Raw genomic sequence first — 19,179 nt, 5'->3', positions numbered from 1 at the left:
GAGTGATGGACAAGGGTGACGAGAAGACGTCTGACACGGTGCGCGCTCCTAGCGGCTCGAGAGGGCAGTGGAAAGGGGGCCCCCCCCCCGGGGGGCCCCCCCCCCCCTCGCCGCATCCCGAGCGAGACGGCGGCTCGCCGCAGGACCGCTCCGCGACCTACGAGTGCGGCACCGTGGCCGTGATGAGCGTCCCGTCCTCGCGCCGGTTGCCCGTCAGGTCACGCAGGCTCGGGGTGCCCTTGAGCACGGGGCCGTGCCCGTCGAGGGCGACCGTCACGGGCTCGCCCGCGACGACGCGCACGACCTTGCCCCGCACGTGCACCTCGGCGCTCTCACCCGTCTCGCACACGAACGTGATCGAGTCGGTCGTGATCGTGACCTTGAGCCGGGCCCCGTGCAGCATCACGCGGAACGTGAGCGACTCCCACGACTGCGGCAGCCGCGGGTCGAAGCTGATCCGCCCGCAGTCGTCGCGCATCCCCCCGAACCCGAAGGCGAGCGCCGACCAGGTCCCGCCGGCCGAGGCGACGTGCACGCCGTCGGCCGCGTTCGCGTGGCGGTTCTCGAGGTCCACGAGCAGCGACGACGTGAAGTACTCGAGCGCGAGCTCGTGGTACCCGACCTCGGCCGCGATGATCGACTGGACCACGCCGGAGAGCGTCGAGTCCCCCGTGGTCAACGGGTCGTAGTACTCGAAGTCGGCGAGCTTCTCCTCGGGCGTGAACTCGCTCCCCTGGAGGAACAGCGCGAGGACCACGTCGGCCTGCTTGAGCACCTGGTACCGGTAGATGACCAGCGGGTGGTAGTGCAGCAGCAGCGGCCGCTTGGTCGCGGGCGTCGCCGCGAGGTTCCAGATCTCGCGCTCCAGGAAGTGCGAGTCCTGCGGGTGGATGCCCAGGTGCTCGGCGTAGGGGATCGACATGTGCTCCGCGGCGCGCAACCACTCCGCGGTCTCCTCCTCGGAGACGCCGAGGCGGATCACGAGGCGCTCGTAGTCGTGCGGCGCGTCGCGGCGCATGGACTCGAGGGTCTCGGCCGCGACCCGCAGGTTGAAGCGGGCCATGACGTTGGTGAAGAGGTTGTCGTTGACGACCGTCGTGTACTCGTCCGGCCCGGTGACGCCGTGGATGTGGAAGTGGTCGTCCCCGTTGGCCCGCCAGAAGCCGAGGTCCGCCCACATGCGCGCGGTCTCCACGAGGATGTCGACGCCCTCGCGCTCCAGGAAGTCCTGGTCCCCCGTGGCCCGCACGTACTGCATGAGGGCGTAGGCCACGTCGGCGTCGATGTGGTACTGCGCGGTGCCCGCGGCGTAGTACGCCGAGGCCTCCTCGCCGTTGATCGTCCGCCACGGGAACAGGGCGCCCGCCTGCGAGAGCTGGCTCGCACGGCGGCGGGCGGCGTCGAGCATCTGGTAGCGGAAGCGCAGCGCGTTGCGCGCGTACCAGGGGCTCGTGTACGTCAGGAACGGGAGCACGTAGATCTCGGTGTCCCAGAAGTAGTGGCCGCCGTAGCCGGTGCCCGTGAGCCCCTTGGCGGGCACGCCGCTGCCCTCGGCACGGACCGTCGCCTGGGCGAGCTGGAAGATGTTCCAGCGCACGGCCTGCTGGATCTCCGGCTGGCCGGGGATCTCGACGTCGGACCGGGCCCAGAACTCGTCGAGGAACTCGCGCTGCTCGGCGTGCTGGAACGCGACGCCCTCCTCGCGCACGCGGTCGAGCGTGCGGCGGCAGCGGTCGATCAGCTCGCGCGCGGGCACCCCGCGCGACGTGTGGTAGGCCACGGTCTTGGTGAGCCGGACCGGCTTGCCCGGCTCGGCCTGGATCCGGTAGACGTGCTTGGCCAGGTCCTCGTCCACCTGGGTGCGCACGTCGTGCGTGTTCTCGGTGACGAGCTCGTCGTCCGTGGCGACCGCGAGCGTCATGCCCGAGTTGGTGCAGCGGTAGGACAGGACCAGGCGCTCGTCGTCGCCCCACTGCACCTGCGGCTGCAGGACCCGCTCGGTGAACTGGTTGGCCTTGCGCGGGTCGAACCCCTGCCCCATCGCTGCCGACGGGACGTGGTACTCGTCCTGCCCGTCCTGCCGGTTGAGGATCTGGGAGGAGATCGCGATCGGCGCGGGCTCGTCGAGCATCGTGACCTCGAACGTGATGACGGCCAGGTGCCGCTCGACGAACGAGACCATGCGCTCGGACTTCACGAGCACCCGCTTGCCCGACGGCGTGCGCCACAGCAGCTCGCGGCGCAGCACGCCGTCGGCCATGTCGAGCGAGCGCTCGTAGGAGACCAGGTCCGCGACGGGCAGCAGGAGCGGCTCGTCGTCGACGTAGAGCCGGATGATCTTGACGTCGGGCACGTTGACGATCGTCTGCCCGACCTCGGCGAACCCGTACGCCTCCTCGGCGTGGTGGATGCGCCACGTCTCGTGGAAGCCGTTGATGAACGTCCCCTGCGTGTGGGACTCGCGCCCCTCCTCGACGTTCCCCCGCATACCGAGGTAGCCGTTGCCGACCGAGAACAGCGTCTCGGTGACCCCGAGGTCGTGGGCCGAGTAGCGGTTCTCGACCAGTCGCCACGGGTCCGCCGGGAAGCGGCTGCGGTCCACGGTCCCGTCGAAGCCGTGCTCGAACCCGGCCATCAGCGGGCCTCGTCGAGCGCAGGACGGTCGAGGACCGTCGCGTCGAGCTCGCCCAGGTCGCTCACGACCAGGTCCGCACCGTGCTCGGTCAGGGCGTCCGCACCGACCCCACGATCCACGCCGACCACGAGCCCGAAGTCTCCCGCGGCGCCCGCCTGGACGCCCGAGATGGCGTCCTCGACGACGACCGCCGCGGTCGTCGGCACACCGAGGAGCTGGGCCGCGTACTCGTACGTCGCGGGAGAGGGCTTGCCCTCGAGGCCCGCTGCGGCGGCAACGGTCCCGTCCACGACGACCTCGAACCGGTCCGCGATCCCGGCAGCCGCCAGGACGGAGGGGGCGTTGCGCGAGGACGAGACGACCGCCACGAGCGCGCCGGCAGCGGTCACGGCGTCGAGGAACGCGATCGAGCCGGGGTACGGGGCGATCCCCTCCTCGACGAACATGCGGTTGACGATCTCGTTCTTCTTGTTGCCCAGCGCGCACACCGTGTCCTCGCCGGGCGCGTCGTCGATCGTGCCCCACGGCAGCTCGATCCCGCGCGAGGCGAGCATCGTCGCGACCCCGTCGAAGCGGGGCTTGCCGTCGATGTGCGCGAAGTAGTCGGCCGACGTGTACGGGGCGACCCCCCGCTCGGCGCACAGGGGCGCGAACAGGCGCTCCCAGGCGCGCATGTGGACCTCGGCGGTGGGTGTCAGGACACCGTCGAGGTCGAAGAGGACGGCGTGCAGAGCGGGCATCGCGCTCCTTCGGGAGAGTGGACGGACGAGGGAGCACCGCAGGACGTCGGTACCTCTCTCCGAGCCTACGCACCGCGGGCCACCACGGCGAAACAGGGCGACGTGAGACGGGTGACAGCACCGCGGCGCCCCCTCGCCCCGCGTCGTCACGGGCCTGCGGCCGACCCGACGGCCCACCGGCGCCGCAACGGCCGCAACAGCCGACAGGGCCGACGGGGACAGCAGGGCCCCGTCAGTCCTGCGCGCGCTCCGCGAGCATCTCCGCGACCCGCCCGAGGTTGCCGAGCATCGCCCGGTTCTCGTCGATGCTCCCGAGCCGCTGGCCCGAACCCAGCCCCACGCCGCCCGCACGGGGCGCCGCGAGGAGCGTGACGTCGTCGAGCCCTGCGGCGGGCAGGCCGATCCGGCGCCACGGCACGGTCACGAGCGAGGTCAGCTCGCCGAGGTTCGGCCCCGAGCACTGCGAGACCTTCGCGGGCGGCAGCCCGGCCCAGATCCCGGTCCCGCGCTCGACCGCGCGCGCGGCCAGCTCCCAGCCCTTCTCGTCCCAGCCGTCGGCGCGCGCCGCCAGGTCGAGGCCCACGGCGTCCGCCCCTGCGAGGACCACGGGCGCGATCCCGACCCACGCGGGCCCCACGTGCACGACGCTGCGCGCCCCCGCGTCCCGCACGGCCTTCACCACGGTCTCGAGCCCCGCGACGATGTCAGGTCCCTCGACCGCGCGCAGGCGCGAGTACCCCGAGAAGGTGGGCAGCACCCCTGCGTTGACCTGCGCGAGCAACGGCTCCGAGACCTGCACCACGAGCTCGGCCCCGGGCACCTGGCGGCGCACCTCGTCGAGGTGGGCGCGCAGCCCGACGGCGAGCGACTCCGCGAGATCCGCCGCGGCCCCGCGGTCGGCCAGGACGCGGTCGCCGCGGGTCAGGTACAGCTCGGCCGCGAGCGTCCACGGCCCGACGACCGACACCGCGAGCGGCCCGACGTACCCGTGCCCCGCGATCGCGAGCGCACCGAGGTCCTCGCGCAGGAACGCCTGCGCCCGCCGCTCGTCCATGCCCGAGCGGTCCGCGAGCCGCCAGCCGTGCGGCCCGATCTCGACCGGCAGGTCCGCGAGCAGGGTCGCGGTGCGCCCCACGGCGTCGGCCCCCGGTCCGCGCTGGGGAAGCCGCGCCAGGAACGGTACGGGCGTCACGCCCGTGGGGACCTCCGCGAGGTCCCCGAAGATCATCTGCTGCGCCTCGAGGACGTCGGTACCCTCGCCGCCGGGCCACGGCCCGTGCCCGCTGACTGACGTCATGTCCTGAGTCTCCTTGCTGTTCGACGTGCCCTGCTGTGCGGTGTGCTGTGCGGTGTCCTGGGCGACGGGTCCGCCGGTCCGCCCGTCCTGCAGGTGCCGGTGCCGTCCCGCGACGATCTCACCCCGGCATCACCCGCACGAACCCTTGCCTTCTCCCTCTCTCCGAGTGAAGGCTGATGAGTATGCACCACAGACCGTGACGACGCGGTGGCCGCTGGACCGACCCCGCCGGACGAGCGAGGCGGACATGAGCAGCAGCAAGCACGAGGCGACCGGGGCCACCGCTCCCGACGGCCGGCACGACGCGACGGCGACCACCCCCGTCACCGCGACCAACAAGGCGGCCGCGATCGCGGTGCACACCCAGGCCATCCCCGGGAACCACGCCCAGGCCCTCGCGGCGCTCGTCGCGGCCGACTTCCACAACCACGACCCGGCCCCCGGCTGCTCGGGCGGGCTCGAGGGCCTGGTCGCGGCCATGCACTGGTTCTCGGACGCGTTCTCCGACCAGCACGTCGAGGTGCTGCACGCGGTCGCCGAGGGCGACCTGGTCGCGCTGCACGTCGCGTTCAGCGCACGGCACACGGGGTTCTTCCGTGGTCTGGCGCCCACGGGTCGTCACTTCACGGTCCGCGAGATGCACATGCTGCGCTTCGTGGACGGTCGCGAGGCCGAGCACTGGGCGGTGCGCGACGACGCGTGGCTCGTGCGCGAGCTCAGCGAGCACGCGGTCGTCCCGACGAGCGCGGTCGTCGCAGCGACCCGGCCGGGCGCCGCGGTGGGGAGCAACGTCCCGGTCGTGGCATGAGGCCCGGTCAGCGGGCGGCGCCCGGCGCGCGCCGGGCCCGGTAGGCGCGCTGGACGGTCGACTGCCCGATCACCCGCGTGCCCTGGTAGACCACGAGCGACTGCCCTGCGGCCACGCCGCGCAGCGTCTCACCCGTGAGCTCGACCTCCATGCGGCTTCCCTGGGCACGCGACCCGGTCGCGTCGGCCGGCTCGCCCTCACCGTCCGCCGGCCCGACGACGGCGCGCACCCGCGCGGGGACCGGCGCCCCGTGGGCGCGGACCTGGACGGACGCCTCGAACCAGCCGGAGGCCGCCCGGGGACCCGTCGCGTCGGGCGCCCACCCCGCGTCGGCGAGGACGTCGTCCGCGAGCCAGACCGACCGGTCGCCCTCGATGCGGTCGACCGTGAGCAGCTCGGCGGGGCCCACGACGACCCGGTTGGAGACGGGTTCGACCTCGAGCACGTAGCGGGGCCTGCCGTCCGCGGCCGGGCGCCCGAGGGACAGGCCCTTGCGCTGGCCGACCGTGAACGCGTAGGCGCCCTCGTGCTCGCCCAGCACCTCGCCCGACGTGTCGACGATCTCGCCCGTGCGCGCACCGAGGCGTGCCTTGAGGAAGCCCTGGGTGTCGCCGTCGGACACGAAGCAGATGTCGTAGGAGTCGGGCTTGTTCGACACGGACAGGCCCCGTCGCTCGGCCTCCGCGCGGACCTCGTCCTTGGACGTGAAGCCGCCCAGCGGGAAGATCGAGCGGGCCAGCCGCTCCTGGCCCATCACCGCGAGCACGTACGACTGGTCCTTGGCCTCGTTGGGCGAGCGGTGCAGCTCGCGGACCGTGCGGGTCACGGGGGCGCCGTCGGGCCCGGTCTGCGTGACCTGGCGCGTCACGACCTGCGCGTAGTGGCCCGTGGCGACCGCGTCGAAGCCCAGCGCCGTGGCCTTGTCGAGCAGCGCCTCGAACTTGATGTGCTCGTTGCAGCGCACGCACGGGTTGGGCGTGCGCCCGGCCTCGTACTCGGACAGGAAGTCCGCGACGACCGTGTCCTCGAACCGCTCCGAGAGGTCCCACACGTAGTACGGGATGCCCAGCACGTCGGCGGCGCGGCGTGCGTCGCCCGCGTCCTCGATCGAGCAGCAGCCGCGCGAACCGGCGCGGAACTGCTCACGGTTGCGGGACAGGGCCATGTGCACGCCGACGACCTCGTGGCCGGCCTCGACCGCCAGTGCGGCCGCGACGGCGGAGTCCACCCCGCCGGACATCGCTGCCAGGACCCTCATGCGGGCCTCCTCCCGGTCGTGGTGGTCGTGCTCTCCCGGGCCGTTCCCGCGGGACGCCCCGAGGACGCGAGCCCTGCGGCCTGCGCCCGGGCGACCGCCTGGGGCAGGGCCGCCCGGAGGCGCTCGACGTCGGTGCTCGTCGAGGTGGCTCCGAGCGAGAACCGCAGCGCGCCGCGCGCGTCCTCCTCGGAGACGCCCATCGCGAGCAGGACGTGCGAGGGCTGCGGCACCCCGGCCTGGCACGCCGAGCCCGTGGACGTCTGCACGCCCGCCGAGTCGAGCAGGTAGAGCAGCGAGTCGCCCTCGCACCCGGGGAACGTGAAGTGGGCGTTGCCCGGGAGGCGGGCGGACGCCTCGGTCGACGGGTCCGGTCCCCGCAGCACGGCGTCCGGCACCGCGGCGCGCACGCCCCGGACCAGGTCGTCGCGCAACGCCGCGAGGTGCTCGGCACGAGCGGCCCGGGCCGCGACGGCCTCCGTCACGGCGACCGCGAACGCCCGGATGGCCGGCGTGTCCAGGGTGCCGGAGCGCACGCCGCGCTCCTGCCCACCCCCGTGCAGCACCGGGGTCAGCGGCAGACCGCGCTTGGCGACCAGGGCGCCGACGCCCATGGGGCCGCCGAGCTTGTGACCTGTGAGGGTCAGCGCGTCGAGGCCGCTCGCCGCGAAGTCGACCGGCACCTGCCCGACCGCCTGCACCGCGTCGGAGTGCACGGGGATGCCGTAGGGGCGCGCGATCTGGACGACCTCCTGGACGGGCTGGATCGTGCCGACCTCGTTGTTGGCCCACATGACCGAGATGAGCGCGACCTCGTCGCCCTTGGCCGCGAGCTCGGCGCGCAGCGCGTCGAGGTCGAGCCGGCCCTCCTCGTCGACGGGCAGCAGGACGATCTCCGCGCCCGTGTGCTCGGCCATCCAGAACGCCGGGTCCAGCACCGCGTGGTGCTCGACGGCCGACACCAGGATGCGTCGACGGCGGGGCTCCGTGGTCCGCCGGCCCCAGAACAGCCCCTTGATCGCGAGGTTGTCGGACTCGGTGCCCCCCGCGGTGAAGATCACCTCGCTCGGGCGCGCACCGAGAGCGGCGGCCACGGCCTCGCGCGACTCCTCGACGACGCGACGCGCGGACCGGCCCGCGGCGTGCAGCGACGAGGGGTTGCCCGTCGCCGTGAGCTCGGCGACGAACGCCTCGAGGGCAGCTGGCGACATGGGAGTCGTGGCAGCATGGTCGAGGTAGGCGCCGGGCGCGGGTACCGCGGGCGAGCTGGGTGAAGTCATCGGGCGATCACAGTCGTCCAGTCTACGAAGGTATTCGCGACCGTCGAGGCCACGATGTGGTCGTCACCCGCGACGTGTGTGGAGGAACGCTGGACAGCACAGGAAAAACCGATATCTTGACGGATGCTCGTTCGCCCTCGGGAACCTCGTCGTCACCCTGCCACGACCCGTCGTGCTCCAGGGGTGACGGCATGAACGGCGACGTCTCGACCGCCCCACCGCAGGTGCCGCCGTGCGCCTCGGAGGACCCCACTCCCGCGCCCGACGACGTCACGTCCACCCGCGTCGTCCTCTACCTGCAGGACCCGCGCGCCCACGCGAGCGACCGCCTGCGGTGGGCGCAGCTGCCCCGCGAGCTCCGCGACGAGCTCGAGGCGACCATGGACGCCCGCGTGCTCGAGGAGATCAGCGTCGTCAGCGGTTTCAGCCCGGGCATGGGCTCGTTGCTGCGGCTGTCGACGGGCGAGCAGGTGTTCCTCAAGGCGGCCCGCACGCGCGACGCCCCCGAGTGCGCAGACCTGCACCGCGCCGAGGCGCACATCACCGTGCGGCTCCCCACGGCCGTCCCCACCCCCCGGTTCCTGTGGGGGCACGGCGACGGTGACTGGATCGTGCTCGCGTACGAGGCCGTCGACGGGTTCCCGCCCCAGACCCCGTGGCAGCCTGCGGTCCTCGCACGGGTGCTCGACACCCTCGACGACCTCGCCCGCGTCCCGGGCGCCCGGCAGATCCCCCTGCCGCCGGCCGGGCCGCAGGTCGCCTCCGCCACGACCGGGTGGGGCCGGCTCGTCCGCGAGCCCTACGAGCACCTGCCGACGCTGTCTCCCTGGGCCGCGCGCCGCCTGACGTCGCTCGCAGAGGTCGAGCTCGGCGTGCTCGTCGCGTGCGAGGGCGAGTCGATCGTCCACGGCGACATGCAGGCCCGGAACCTCGCGGTCACGGACGACAAGGTCTACGTCCTCGACTGGCCCTACGCCATGCGCGGGGCCGGATGGCTCGACCTGGCCAACCTCCTGGTCACGGTCGGCGCCCAGGGCGTCGCCGGCGTGTTCGACCCGGTCGACGTGCACGTCCCGACCGACGGCGGAGCACCTGCGGTGATCTGGGACGACGCCGAACGGGCCGGGGCCTGGCTCACCGCGGTGTTCGACGACCACCCCCTGGGTGCCGACGTGCACCCGGCGGACCTCCGGTCGATCCTGAGCGGCTTCGCCGGCTACAACATGGACCTCGCCCGGAGACCGGCCCCACGGTCGAACCCCTGCCAACCGACCGTCACCCTGGGGCGGGCGGTCTCGGCGCTCGCCTGGCTCGAGCACCTCGGCCTCTGACCCGCCGGGGACGTGCGAACGCCCCGGCTGGTCGTGCCCGCCGGGGCGTTCGTCGAGAGGTCGTCCCGGAGGTCAGCCCTTGTGCTCGCGCAGGACCTGCGCGGCCTGCGGCAGGACCTCGGCCAGGTCGCCCACGACCGCGAAGTCCGCGATCTCGAACAGCGGGCTGTCCGAGTCGTTGTTCACCGCGACGATGACCTGCGAGGCCTGCATGCCGCCGCGGTGGTGCGGGGCGCCGGAGATCCCGGCGCCGATGTACAGGCGCGGGGCGATCGTCACGCCGGTCTGACCGATGAACGTGTCGAACCAGCCCTCGTAGACCGCGTCGCGCGTCGCGCCGACCGCGGCGCCCAGCACGTCGGCCAGCTCCTCGATGGGACCGAAGTCGCCGTCGGTGCCACGGCCGCCCGCGACGACGGTCGCGGCCTCGGCCAGTGCGGGGCGCCCGCCCTCGACGACCGGCTTCTCCTCGCGGGAGACGACCGTGACGCCGGTCGCCGACGCCGGCAGCTCGACCGGGAACCCGATGACCTCGGTCTCGACCGAGGACTCGGCAGGCTCCGGCACGACGGAGTTCGCGCGGACCGTGAACACGGCCTGCTCGGTGACGACCTCGCACGAGGTGTCCCACGACCCGGCGAAGACCCGCTTGTGGCCCACCGCCTTGCCGTCCTCCGCACGGACCGCGGCGGCGTCGATCACGAGGCCCGCACCCAGCTCGTAGGCGAGCCGGGCTGCGGCCTCCTTGTTGGGGAACGTCGCCGAGAGAAGGACGATGTCCGCGTGCGCGCGGCGCACCGCGGTCGCGAGGGTCGCCGAGACGACCGCCGTGAGGTGGGCGTCGTCCTTGCTCAACGACGTGGGCAGCTCGGCCTGGAGGACGGTGTCCACCCCGTAGGCGCCGAGCTGCGCGAGCGTCGTGACGCTGGGGCTGGCGAGCGCCACGGCCTTGGGGCGGCCGAGGCTGCGGGCGATGGTGAGGAGCTCGAGGGCCGCGGACCGGAGCTGGGTCTGCGGGGAGTCGAGCAGGACGAGGACGTTGGTGGTCACGGTGTTCCCTCTCAGACCAGGTCGTTGCGGATGAGGAACTCGGCCAGCGCGCGACCGCCCTCGCCCTTGTCGACGACGACCTCGACCTCGGGGCGCGGCGGGCGGGGCGTGGCGGCGAGGACGCGGGTGCGGGCCCCGGCGTCGCCCACGGTCGCGGGGTCCAGCCCCAGGTCCGCAAGGTCCCAGACGTCGATCGGCTGCGTCCGCGCGGCCATGATGAGCTTGAAGTTGGGGAAGCGCGGCCAGTTCGCGTGGTCGGTCACGCTGACCACGGCCGGCAGGGGGGCGGAGAGCACCTCGAGCGCGTCGTCCAGCTCGCGCGTGACCTGGGCCGTACGTGCCTCGGTGTCGACCTCGAGCTTGCCCGCGAGCGTGAGCTGCGGCAGGTCGAGCTCGGCCGCGAGCAGCACGGGGACCACGGAGCCGAGCCCGTCGAGGGCGGCCATGCCCGTCAGGACGAGGTCGACCGGCCCCTCCTGCTCGAGCCGGCGGATCGCTGCGGCGAGCGTACGGACCGTGCCGAAGTAGTCCGAGCCCGCGAGCGCCTCGTCGCTGACGCGCACCCCGCGGCCGACGCCCATCTGGAACGCCTTGCGGATCGCGGTGTCGGCCTCCGGGCCGGCCATGGTCAGGACGACGACCTCGGAGGTCGCCTGCTCGTCCTCGGGCAGCGACTCGACGATGCGCAGCGCGGCCTCGATCGCGTTCTCGTCGAGCTCGTTGAGGGTCCCCTCCTCGGACGATCGCACCACACGCCCGGCGTCGAACCGCCGGTCGGCGTGGATATCGGGAACGTACTTGACGGCGACGACGATCCTCATCGTGATGTGCTCCGTGGTTGGGACGACGGTGGACCCGGGGGGTACCCGCATGCCACGCCCCTTCCGGGGAAGGTGTGGCACAGGCGAAACCCTACCGGCCAGCGCGGCACAACCGGGTGAGATCTCGCGGACGACCACCTGGTGAGCACAAGGCGTCCACGTGCGGGCCGCACAATGGAGTGGTGCCGACGCTCGTCCCCGCTCCCCGCCCCCGCCCCTCCCACGGTCCGGTCCCGCCTCTCGGTGTCCACCTCGCCGGTGACGGTGTCGACGTCGCCGTGCTCGCGTCGCACGCGAGCGCCGTGCACCTGTGCCTGCTCGACGTCTCGCCCGACGGCGAGCTCCGCGAGCGCCGCGTCGCCCTCGACGGGCCGACCTACGGCGTCTGGCACGGTCACGTCCCGGGTGTGGGCGAGGGGCAGCGCTACGGCCTCCGGGCCGAGGGGCCGTGGGACCCCGCGGCCGGTCTCCGGTACAACCCGGCGAAGCTGCTCCTCGACCCGTACGCGCACGGGCTCGTGGGCGAGCTCGACGACGACCCCTCGACGCGGGGGCACGTGGTCGAGCGCGACGCCTCAGGGGCTCTCGTGGGGGACGTCTACGGTCCCGCCGACCCGCGGGACTCGGCCGCGCACGTGCCGCACTCGGTCGTCGTCGCCCCGCGCACGGGGCACGCACCCGTGCGTCGCCCGCACGTCCCGTGGGCCGACACGGTCGTCTACGAGGCCCACGTGCGGGGCCTGACCATGCGGCTCGACGCGGTGCCCGAGGACCTGCGCGGCACGTACGCGGGCCTCGCGCACCCTGCGACGATCGCGCACCTCAAGGACCTGGGCGTCACGACGGTCGAGCTCCTGCCGATCCACGCCTTCCTCACCGAGCCGCACCTGGTCGCCAAGGGCCTGACGAACTACTGGGGGTACTCGACCGCAGGCTTCTTCGCCCCCCATGCCCCGTACGCGACGCGGGCCGCGCAGGAGGCCGGGCCCGGCGCCGTCGTCGACGAGGTGCGCGGCATGGTGCACCTGCTGCACGAGGCCGGGCTCGAGGTGATCCTCGACGTCGTGCACAACCACACGTGCGAGGGCGGCGCCGACGGGCCGCACCTGTCGTGGCGCGGTCTCGACAACCCCGTGCACTACCTGCACGACGGCGCGACCCCGGCCCGGCTGGCCGACGTCACCGGGACGGGGAACAGCCTCGACTTCCGCCGCCCCCGCGTGGTGCAGATGACGCTCGACTCGCTGCGCTGGTGGGCGCAGGAGGTCGGCGTCGACGGCTTCCGGTTCGACCTCGCCGTGACCCTGGCCCGCGGGCCCGCGGGGTTCGACCCCGACCACCCGTTCCTCGTCGCGCTCCAGACCGACCCGGTCCTGAACGGGCTCAAGCTGGTCGCGGAGCCCTGGGACGTCGGCCCCGGTGGTTGGCGCACCGGCCAGTTCCCGGCCCCCCTGGCCGAGTGGAACGACCGCTTCCGCGGGGCCGTGCGCCAGTTCTGGCTCGCCGACCCGCGCGAGGCCTCGCACGGACGCCCCGGCCAGGGCGTGCGCGAGCTCGCGACCCGTCTGGCCGGGTCCGCGGACCTCTTCGGCCACAGCGACCCGCCTCTCATGCGCGGGCCCGTGGCCTCGATCAACTTCGTCACCGCGCACGACGGGTTCACGCTCGCCGACCTCGTCGCCTACGAGCACAAGCACAACGAGGCCAACGGCGAGGGCAACCGCGACGGCAGCGACGACAACCGGTCCTGGAACCACGGCGTCGAAGGGCGGCTGGCGAACGAGGACGCGACGATCGAGGGGCTCGAGCCGGGCGTCGAGATCGCGCCCCTGCGCCGCCGCTCGATCCGCAACCTCATGGCGACCCAGGTCCTCGCGGCAGGCACTCCCATGCTCACCGCGGGCGACGAGATGGGACGCACCCAGCGCGGCAACAACAACGCGTACTGCCAGGACGGGCCCGTGTCGTGGGTGAGCTGGGACCTGTCGCCCTGGCGCAAGGACCTGCTCGCGACCACGACCCACCTCCTGGCCCTGCGCCGCGAGCACGCCGCGCTGCGCAGCGAGACGTTCTTCCACGGTCGGCCGCGGCACGCCGCCGGGGACGCGGTGCCGGACCTCGCGTGGTTCGACGCCGCAGGCCACCCCCTCGACCACGCGGCCTGGCACGACCCCGGCTTCCGCGTCCTGCAGATGCTGCGCACGGGTCCGCGCGCCGGGGACCACGACGTGCTCCTCGTGCTCAACGGGTCGCTCGACACGGTCGAGGTCGTGCTCGCGGACGTGCCGGGGCGGACGGCCGGCGGGCCGGCCGACGAGGCCGACGAGGCGGGCGGGGACCCGGGCACCGGGCCTGTCGGGGACGGGCGGGCGCCCGCGTGGGACCTCGTGTGGGACTCCGACTGGGAGCACCCGGCCGAGCGCGCCCGGGAGGGGGCCCCGGAGGTGCTCGGTGGGCAGGGTGCGGCCGCGCTGCTGGAGCCGCTCAGCCTGCAGGTCTACGTCTCGACCGACCACCGCTGAGGGCGCCGGGGCAGAGGGCTCGCGGTGATGCGGAGGGCTCCGGACCGCCGCCTCGACGCGAAGCCTCTACCTCGCAGACGGCGCGGGGTCTAGTCTCTGCGCATGAGTGACAACGACGTCAGCATCCCCGGCACGCCCTCCTCCGCCCCGACGCACGGGAGCGCTCCCAGCCCCGGCCCGACCGACTCGGCCGAGGTCGTGGTCGTCGGCGCGGGCCTGTCCGGGCTCGTCGCCGCGACCGAGCTCACGGCCGCGGGCCGACGCGTGATCCTGCTCGACCAGGAACCCGCCGCGAGCCTGGGCGGCCAGGCCTGGTGGTCCTTCGGCGGGCTGTTCCTCGTCGACTCCCCCGAGCAGCGCCGTCTGGGCGTCAAGGACTCCCCCGACCTCGCGTTCGACGACTGGCTGGGCTCGGCGAACTTCGCCCCCGGGGCCGCCGAGGGCCAGGGCCCCGACCGCTGGGGCTACGCCTGGGCCCAGGGCTTCGTCGACTTCGCCGCAGGTGACCTGCGCCCGTGGCTGCACGCCAAGGGGGTGCGCTGGTTCCCGCTCGTCCAGTGGGCCGAGCGGGGTGGCTACCCCGCGGGGGGCCACGGCAACAGCGTGCCGCGCTTCCACGTCACGTGGGGGACGGGTCCCGGCATCCTCGAACCCTTCGTGCGCGCAGCCCTCGACGCCCGCGCCGCGGGACTGCTCGACGTCCGCTTCCGTCACCGGGTGACCGGGCTCGTGGTGACCGACGGCGCCGTCACCGGGGTGCGGGCGGAAGTCCTTGCCGACGACCCGGTCGGACGTGGGGTGCCCTCGGTGCGCGACGTCGTGGGCGAGGTCGAGCTGTCCGCGAGCGCCGTCGTCGTCGCCTCCGGGGGGATCGGCGCGAACCACGACCTGGTCCGCTCGCACTGGCCCGCGTCCGCCGGGGTGCTGCCCGCGCGCATGCTCTCGGGCGTGCCCGACTCGACCGACGGCCTGATGCTCGGCGTCGCACGCGACGCGGGCGCGGCCCTGGTCCACGAGGACCGCATGTGGCACTACCCCGAGGGCATCGCGAACCACTCGCCCGTGTGGACCGACCACGGCATCCGCATCCTGCCCGGCCCCTCGTCGCTGTGGGTCGACGCGCACGGCCACCGGCTGCCCTCCCCCCTCTTCCCCGGGTTCGACGCGCTGGGATCGCTCCAGCACGTCACGGGCCGCGCCGACGACCACTCCTGGTTCGTGCTCAACAAGGCCATCATGGACAGCGAGTTCGCGCTGTCGGGCTCGGAGCAGAACCCCGACCTGACCGGTCGCAGCGTGCGGCTCCTCGCGCAACGGGTCCTGCCCGGGGCCGTCGGGCCGGTCGCACGGTTCGCGGCCGAGTCCCCCGAGTTCGTGTGGGGCCAGACCCCGACCGAGCTCGCGGCCGGGATGAACGCCCTCACGGCGGCGACCCCCGGGTCGCAGGGTCACATCGACGCGGCAGAGCTCGAACGGCTCGTGCGGCTGCGCGACGAGCAGGTGCGGTCGGGGCTCGGCAAGGACCACCAGGTCGTGGCGACCGCGATGGCCCGCAAGTTCTTCGTCGACCGCGTCATCCGCGTGTCCCCGCCCCGCCCGCTCACGACGCCCCAGGACGGGCCCCTGCTCGCGGTCCGGCTCTCGGTGCTCACCCGCAAGACGCTCGGCGGCCTGCACACCGACACCGAGGGCCGCGTGCTGCACCCCGACGGCTCGGTGTTCGAGGGGCTGTACGCCGCGGGCGAGGCCGCCGGGTTCGGCGGCGGTGGCGTGCACGGCCACCGGGCGCTCGAGGGGACGTTCCTCGGCGGGTGCCTGTTCTCGGGGCGGACCGTGGGGCGCGCGCTCGCGCGCAGCCTGTAGCGCCGCGGACCAGCGCGTGCGCCCGTCACCAGTCCGTCGGGCCCTGCACGCGGTCCGTCGGGCTCACGCGCGCCGCACGCAGCCCGGGCACCGCGAGCAGTGCCTCGACGAGCTCCTCGCTGCCCCCGAGGTCGGTGGCCACGCTGTCGATCTCGCTGCACACGAACCACGACCGGTCGTCGGGCCACCACAGGTTCGGCGACTGCTGGAGCGTGGCGAAGGCCGTCGCCTGCGCGAGCGGGCCGTGCCACAGGTGGTAGTCGCGGTGCGGCAGCGCGAGCATCGGCGCCGAGGGCCGCTCGACCTGGTGCGCGGCCCGCAGCGCTCGCACCCGGGCCTCGGCCTCCGCCTGCGCCAGGGCGAGCGACGAGCCCGGCGCGTCCCCCTCACCCACGTCGTCGATCGCGTACGTCAGCACGGCGTACGACGTCGAGTCCTCGGGCCGTGTCCCGTGGTCGTACAGCCACCCGTACCCGGTCCACAGCGCGAAATGGCACCCCTGGTCGCCCGTGAACGGCGCGAGGACCTCGAGGAGAAGGTCCATCTGCTCGGGTCCCGCAGCGGCCGGGCCGGCCCCCAGGTAGAGCGACCCCATGCCCTCGTCCCCCACGGCCCACGCGGGCGTGTCGGGGATGCGCGCGTACGCCGCGAACCCTGACGGCACGCACGACGCCACGGTCGCCCACTTCCCCAGGCGAGGCCCGATCCAGTCCCCGGCCGACGGGTCGTCGTCCCAGGCGACCCCCGGGAAGGGCGGCGGGAGGTCGGGGCGGTGAGCGGCGTCGTCGGGCATGAGGCGAACCTAGCCGCGGCGAGGGCGCCCGGCCAGCCGCCGCCCCCGGACGCGACGACGGTCCTCCACGGAATGCCTGGCGACGAGACGGAGGCCTGCAGCCCGCTGTCCGGGCGGCAGGCCTCCACCTCGGTACCGAGGGCGGTCAGGCGTTCGCGACCAGCCCCAGCTCCGCGACGCTCGCGAGCCCCTCGTGCCGGGGCACGATCCGCACGGTGTACCCGAACGCGCCCGACGCCTCCAGGCGCACGGCCCGGGCGAACGCCGCCCGCCCGCCCTCGTAGGTCTCGGCGAGCTCGAGCGGCTCGGCCGTGAACGACTCGATCACGTCGGCCTCCGTCACCCGCCCGTGCACCACCTGCACCTCGACGTCGTCGGGCGACAGGTTCCCGAGCGACACGTAGGCCCGCACGGACAGGAGGTCGCCGACCTGCGGCACCTCGCGGACCCCGCTCGACTCGACGTGGTCGACCCGTACGTGCGACCAGTCGCCGCGCACGTGCTGCTTCCACTCGGCGAGCTCGCGCGCAGGCCCGAACCCCGGCCCGTTGAGCGTGCGCCCCACGACCGCGGCGGGCCCGTACAGGCGGTGCACGTAGTCGGCGACCATGCGCGTGGCCTGGACCTTCGGTCCCAGGGTCGCGAGCGTGTGCCGCACCATCTGGAGCCAGCGCACCGGCACGCCCCGCTCGTCACGGTCGTAGAACCGGGCCGCGACCTGGGTCTCGACGAGGTCGTACAGCGCGGCCGCCTCGAGGTCGTCCCGCCGGTCGTTGTCCTCGACGCCGTCGGCCGTCGGGATGGCCCAGCCGTTCTCGCCGTCGTACCACTCGTCCCACCACCCGTCGAGGATCGACAGGTTGAGACCGCCGTTGAGCGCGGACTTCATGCCCGACGTGCCGCTGGCCTCGAGCGGGCGCAGCGGGTTGTTGAGCCACACGTCGCAGCCCGGGTACAACGACTGCGCCATCCCGATGTCGTAGTTCGGCAGGAACACGATGCGACCGCGCACGTCGTGCTCGTCGGTGAACCGGACGAGCTGCTGGATGAGGCGCTTGCCCTGGTCGTCGGCGGGGTGGGACTTGCCGGCGACGACGAGCTGGACGGGCCGCTCGGGGTCGAGCAGCAGCGAGCGCAGGCGATCCGGGTCGCGCAGCATGAGCGTGAGGCGCTTGTAGGTGGGCACGCGGCGCGCGAACCCGATGGTCAGGACGTCGGGCGAGAGCGCGTCGTCGACCCAGCCGAGCTCGGCGGGGCTGGCCCCGCGCTCGCGCCAGGACCTGCGCAGCCGGTTGCGGGCCTCGTCGACGAGCTGCCCGCGCAGCTCGCGGCGCATGCCCCACAGCTCCTCGTCGCTCACCCGGGCGGGGTCGAGCCATCCCGACGACGCCGTGTCGGCCGTGAGCTCGTCGAGCCCCAGCCGGTCCGCCTCGAGCGCCGCCATCCGGGGGTCGACCCACGTGGGCGAGTGCACGCCGTTGGTCACGGACGTGATGGGGACCTCGCGCGCGTCGAAGCCCGGCCAGAGCCCGTTGAACATGCCGCGGGAGACCTCGCCGTGCAGGAGCGAGACGCCGTTGGCGCGCCCGCCCAGGCGCAGTCCCATGACGGCCATGTTGAAGACCGTCGGGTCGCCGCCCTCGTAGTCCTCGGCGCCGAGCGCGAGGACCTGGTCGAGGTCGATCCCGGGGATCTGGTTGTCTCCGCCGAAGTACTGCGAGATCAGGTCACGGCCGAACCGGTCGATGCCCGCGGGCACGGGCGTGTGCGTGGTGAAGACGGTCGCGGCCCGCACGGCCTCGAGCGCCGCGTCGAACGAGAGCCCTTGACCGGCCACGAGCTCGCGGATGCGCTCGACGCCCAGGAACCCGGCGTGGCCCTCGTTGGTGTGGTAGACCTCGGGCTCGGGGGCCCCGGTCAGCCGCGACCACACGCGCAGCGCGCGCACGCCGCCGACGCCGAGCAGCAGCTCCTGCTGCAGGCGGTGCTCGCCGCCGCCACCGTAGAGGCGGTCGGTGACCTTGCGGGCTGCCTCGTCGTTGCCCGGCACGTTGGAGTCGAGCAGCAGCAGCGGCACCCGGCCGACCGCCGCGACCCACACGTGCGCGTGCAGCACGCGCCCGCCGGGCAGGTCGATCGAGACGCGGGCGGGCGTGCCGTCGTCCTCGCGCAGGATCGTCAGCGGCAGGCCGTCGGGGTCGAGCAGCGGGTAGGTCTCGACCTGCCAGCCGTCGCGCGTGAGGGACTGGCGGAAGTAGCCCGCGCCGTACAGCAGCCCGACGCCGACGATGGGCACGCCCAGGTCGGACGCGCTCTTGAGGTGGTCGCCCGCGAGGATGCCGAGCCCGCCCGAGTACTGCGGCAGGACCGAGGTGATGCCGTACTCGGGCGAGAAGTAGGCGATCGCCGCGGGGAGCTCCTCGCCGCCCGCGACCTGCTCCTGGTACCAGAGGGGGTCCTGCAGGTAGCGGTGCAGGTCTGCCGCTGCCGCGCGCACCCGGTCGACGAAGACCTGGTCGGCCGCGAGCGCCGCGAGGCGGTCGGGACCGAGCGCCCCCAGCAGCGCGACCGGGTCGCGCTTCACGGACTCCCACAGCTGCGGGTCGATGCCGGAGAAGAGCTCGCGGGTCGGGGTGTGCCAGGACCAGCGCAGGTTGAGGGACAGCTCGTCGAGGTCGTGCAGCTCGGCGGGCAGGACGGTGCGGACGGTGAAACGTCTGATCGCTCTCACGGGACCGACAGTACGCAACTGCGGGCCGCTGTACACCCTCTACCCACCAGGTG

The 19,179-nt window shown here is 73.7% G+C and carries 13 protein-coding genes; 4 read left to right on the top strand and 9 right to left on the bottom strand.

All coding sequences use genetic code 11. The features are described 5' to 3' along the window. Window positions 1-157: 157 nt before the first annotated feature. The 3 genes from H9623_RS17835 to H9623_RS17825 all read right to left on the bottom strand — a co-directional run bounded on the left by H9623_RS17835 (window position 158) and on the right by H9623_RS17825 (window position 4,672). Entirely contained in the window at window positions 158-2,635 is a 2,478-nt protein-coding gene (locus H9623_RS17835; RefSeq protein ID WP_193721361.1) for a glycoside hydrolase family 65 protein, read from the bottom strand. Continuing rightward, window positions 2,635-3,375: an HAD family hydrolase gene (locus H9623_RS17830; protein WP_193721360.1), complete on the bottom strand. Its 741-nt coding sequence runs from the start codon at window positions 3,373-3,375 to the stop codon at window positions 2,635-2,637. Before H9623_RS17830 ends, H9623_RS17835 begins: the two co-directional genes overlap by 1 nt. 232 nt (window positions 3,376-3,607) lie before the next feature. Continuing rightward, complete coding sequence (locus H9623_RS17825) at window positions 3,608-4,672, bottom strand: uroporphyrinogen decarboxylase/cobalamine-independent methonine synthase family protein (protein WP_193721359.1); 1,065 nt, start codon at window positions 4,670-4,672, stop codon at window positions 3,608-3,610. Window positions 4,673-4,919: 247 nt separating this feature from the next. On the opposite strand from H9623_RS17825, the gene H9623_RS17820 reads away from it, so the two are divergent. After that, window positions 4,920-5,480: an ester cyclase gene (locus H9623_RS17820; protein ID WP_193721358.1), complete on the top strand. Its 561-nt coding sequence runs from the start codon at window positions 4,920-4,922 to the stop codon at window positions 5,478-5,480. A gap of 7 nt (window positions 5,481-5,487) precedes the next feature. On the opposite strand, the gene mnmA is transcribed toward H9623_RS17820, so the two are convergent. Further along, window positions 5,488-6,738: a tRNA 2-thiouridine(34) synthase MnmA gene (gene mnmA, locus H9623_RS17815; protein WP_193721357.1), complete on the bottom strand. Its 1,251-nt coding sequence runs from the start codon at window positions 6,736-6,738 to the stop codon at window positions 5,488-5,490. Further along, window positions 6,735-8,015, bottom strand: a complete 1,281-nt coding sequence (locus tag H9623_RS17810) for a cysteine desulfurase family protein (RefSeq protein ID WP_193721356.1) — start codon at window positions 8,013-8,015, stop codon at window positions 6,735-6,737. The genes mnmA and H9623_RS17810 overlap by 4 nt, the downstream gene beginning before the upstream one ends. Window positions 8,016-8,206: 191 nt before the next feature. Between H9623_RS17810 and H9623_RS17805 the strand changes: the two genes are divergently transcribed. Then, window positions 8,207-9,346 (top strand): phosphotransferase family protein, encoded by a 1,140-nt coding sequence (locus H9623_RS17805; protein ID WP_193721355.1) that lies wholly within the window; start codon window positions 8,207-8,209, stop codon window positions 9,344-9,346. 72 nt (window positions 9,347-9,418) lie between these two features. On the opposite strand, the gene H9623_RS17800 is transcribed toward H9623_RS17805, so the two are convergent. Both H9623_RS17800 and H9623_RS17795 read right to left on the bottom strand, forming a co-directional pair. Beyond that, the gene (locus H9623_RS17800; RefSeq protein ID WP_321575531.1) at window positions 9,419-10,396 is read right to left on the bottom strand and encodes an electron transfer flavoprotein subunit alpha/FixB family protein; all 978 of its coding nucleotides are present in this window, start codon (window positions 10,394-10,396) and stop codon (window positions 9,419-9,421) included. 11 nt (window positions 10,397-10,407) lie between these two features. Continuing rightward, on the bottom strand, window positions 10,408-11,217 hold the full coding sequence (locus tag H9623_RS17795; protein WP_193721364.1) for an electron transfer flavoprotein subunit beta/FixA family protein: 810 nt from the start codon (window positions 11,215-11,217) through the stop codon (window positions 10,408-10,410). 182 nt (window positions 11,218-11,399) lie between these two features. On the opposite strand from H9623_RS17795, the gene glgX reads away from it, so the two are divergent. Together glgX and H9623_RS17785 are read left to right on the top strand one after the other, a co-directional pair. Further along, on the top strand, window positions 11,400-13,739 hold the full coding sequence (gene glgX / locus H9623_RS17790; protein ID WP_193721354.1) for a glycogen debranching protein GlgX: 2,340 nt from the start codon (window positions 11,400-11,402) through the stop codon (window positions 13,737-13,739). 102 nt (window positions 13,740-13,841) lie between these two features. Beyond that, window positions 13,842-15,602, top strand: a complete 1,761-nt coding sequence (locus H9623_RS17785) for an FAD-binding dehydrogenase (protein ID WP_193721353.1) — start codon at window positions 13,842-13,844, stop codon at window positions 15,600-15,602. Window positions 15,603-15,627: 25 nt separating this feature from the next. On the opposite strand, the gene H9623_RS17780 is transcribed toward H9623_RS17785, so the two are convergent. Together H9623_RS17780 and glgP are read right to left on the bottom strand one after the other, a co-directional pair. Further along, a complete protein-coding gene (locus H9623_RS17780) occupies window positions 15,628-16,395 on the bottom strand; it encodes a hypothetical protein (RefSeq protein ID WP_193721352.1) in 768 nt (255 codons plus the stop codon). A 145-nt stretch (window positions 16,396-16,540) separates the two neighbouring features. Next, the gene (glgP, locus tag H9623_RS17775) at window positions 16,541-19,126 is read right to left on the bottom strand and encodes an alpha-glucan family phosphorylase (RefSeq protein ID WP_193721351.1); all 2,586 of its coding nucleotides are present in this window, start codon (window positions 19,124-19,126) and stop codon (window positions 16,541-16,543) included. Window positions 19,127-19,179 lie beyond the last annotated feature (53 nt).

This window comes from Oerskovia douganii, assembly GCF_015142735.1.
GTDB classification, from domain to species: Bacteria; Actinomycetota; Actinomycetes; order Actinomycetales; family Cellulomonadaceae; genus Oerskovia; species Oerskovia douganii.
This window is presented reverse-complemented; position numbering and strand designations above follow the sequence as displayed.

What these genes read in the sequence shown, in the direction of transcription:
- H9623_RS17835 (WP_193721361.1), bottom strand. Translation starts at nt 2,635, where the DNA reads ATGGCCGGGTTCGAGCACGGCTTCGACGGGACCGTGGACCGCAGCCGC.
- H9623_RS17830 (WP_193721360.1), bottom strand. Translation starts at nt 3,375, where the DNA reads ATGCCCGCTCTGCACGCCGTCCTCTTCGACCTCGACGGTGTCCTGACA.
- H9623_RS17825 (WP_193721359.1), bottom strand. Translation starts at nt 4,672, where the DNA reads ATGACGTCAGTCAGCGGGCACGGGCCGTGGCCCGGCGGCGAGGGTACC.
- H9623_RS17820 (WP_193721358.1), top strand. Translation starts at nt 4,920, where the DNA reads ATGAGCAGCAGCAAGCACGAGGCGACCGGGGCCACCGCTCCCGACGGC.
- mnmA (WP_193721357.1), bottom strand. Translation starts at nt 6,738, where the DNA reads ATGAGGGTCCTGGCAGCGATGTCCGGCGGGGTGGACTCCGCCGTCGCG.
- H9623_RS17810 (WP_193721356.1), bottom strand. Translation starts at nt 8,015, where the DNA reads ATGACTTCACCCAGCTCGCCCGCGGTACCCGCGCCCGGCGCCTACCTC.
- H9623_RS17805 (WP_193721355.1), top strand. Translation starts at nt 8,207, where the DNA reads ATGAACGGCGACGTCTCGACCGCCCCACCGCAGGTGCCGCCGTGCGCC.
- H9623_RS17795 (WP_193721364.1), bottom strand. Translation starts at nt 11,217, where the DNA reads ATGAGGATCGTCGTCGCCGTCAAGTACGTTCCCGATATCCACGCCGAC.
- H9623_RS17785 (WP_193721353.1), top strand. Translation starts at nt 13,842, where the DNA reads ATGAGTGACAACGACGTCAGCATCCCCGGCACGCCCTCCTCCGCCCCG.
- H9623_RS17780 (WP_193721352.1), bottom strand. Translation starts at nt 16,395, where the DNA reads ATGCCCGACGACGCCGCTCACCGCCCCGACCTCCCGCCGCCCTTCCCG.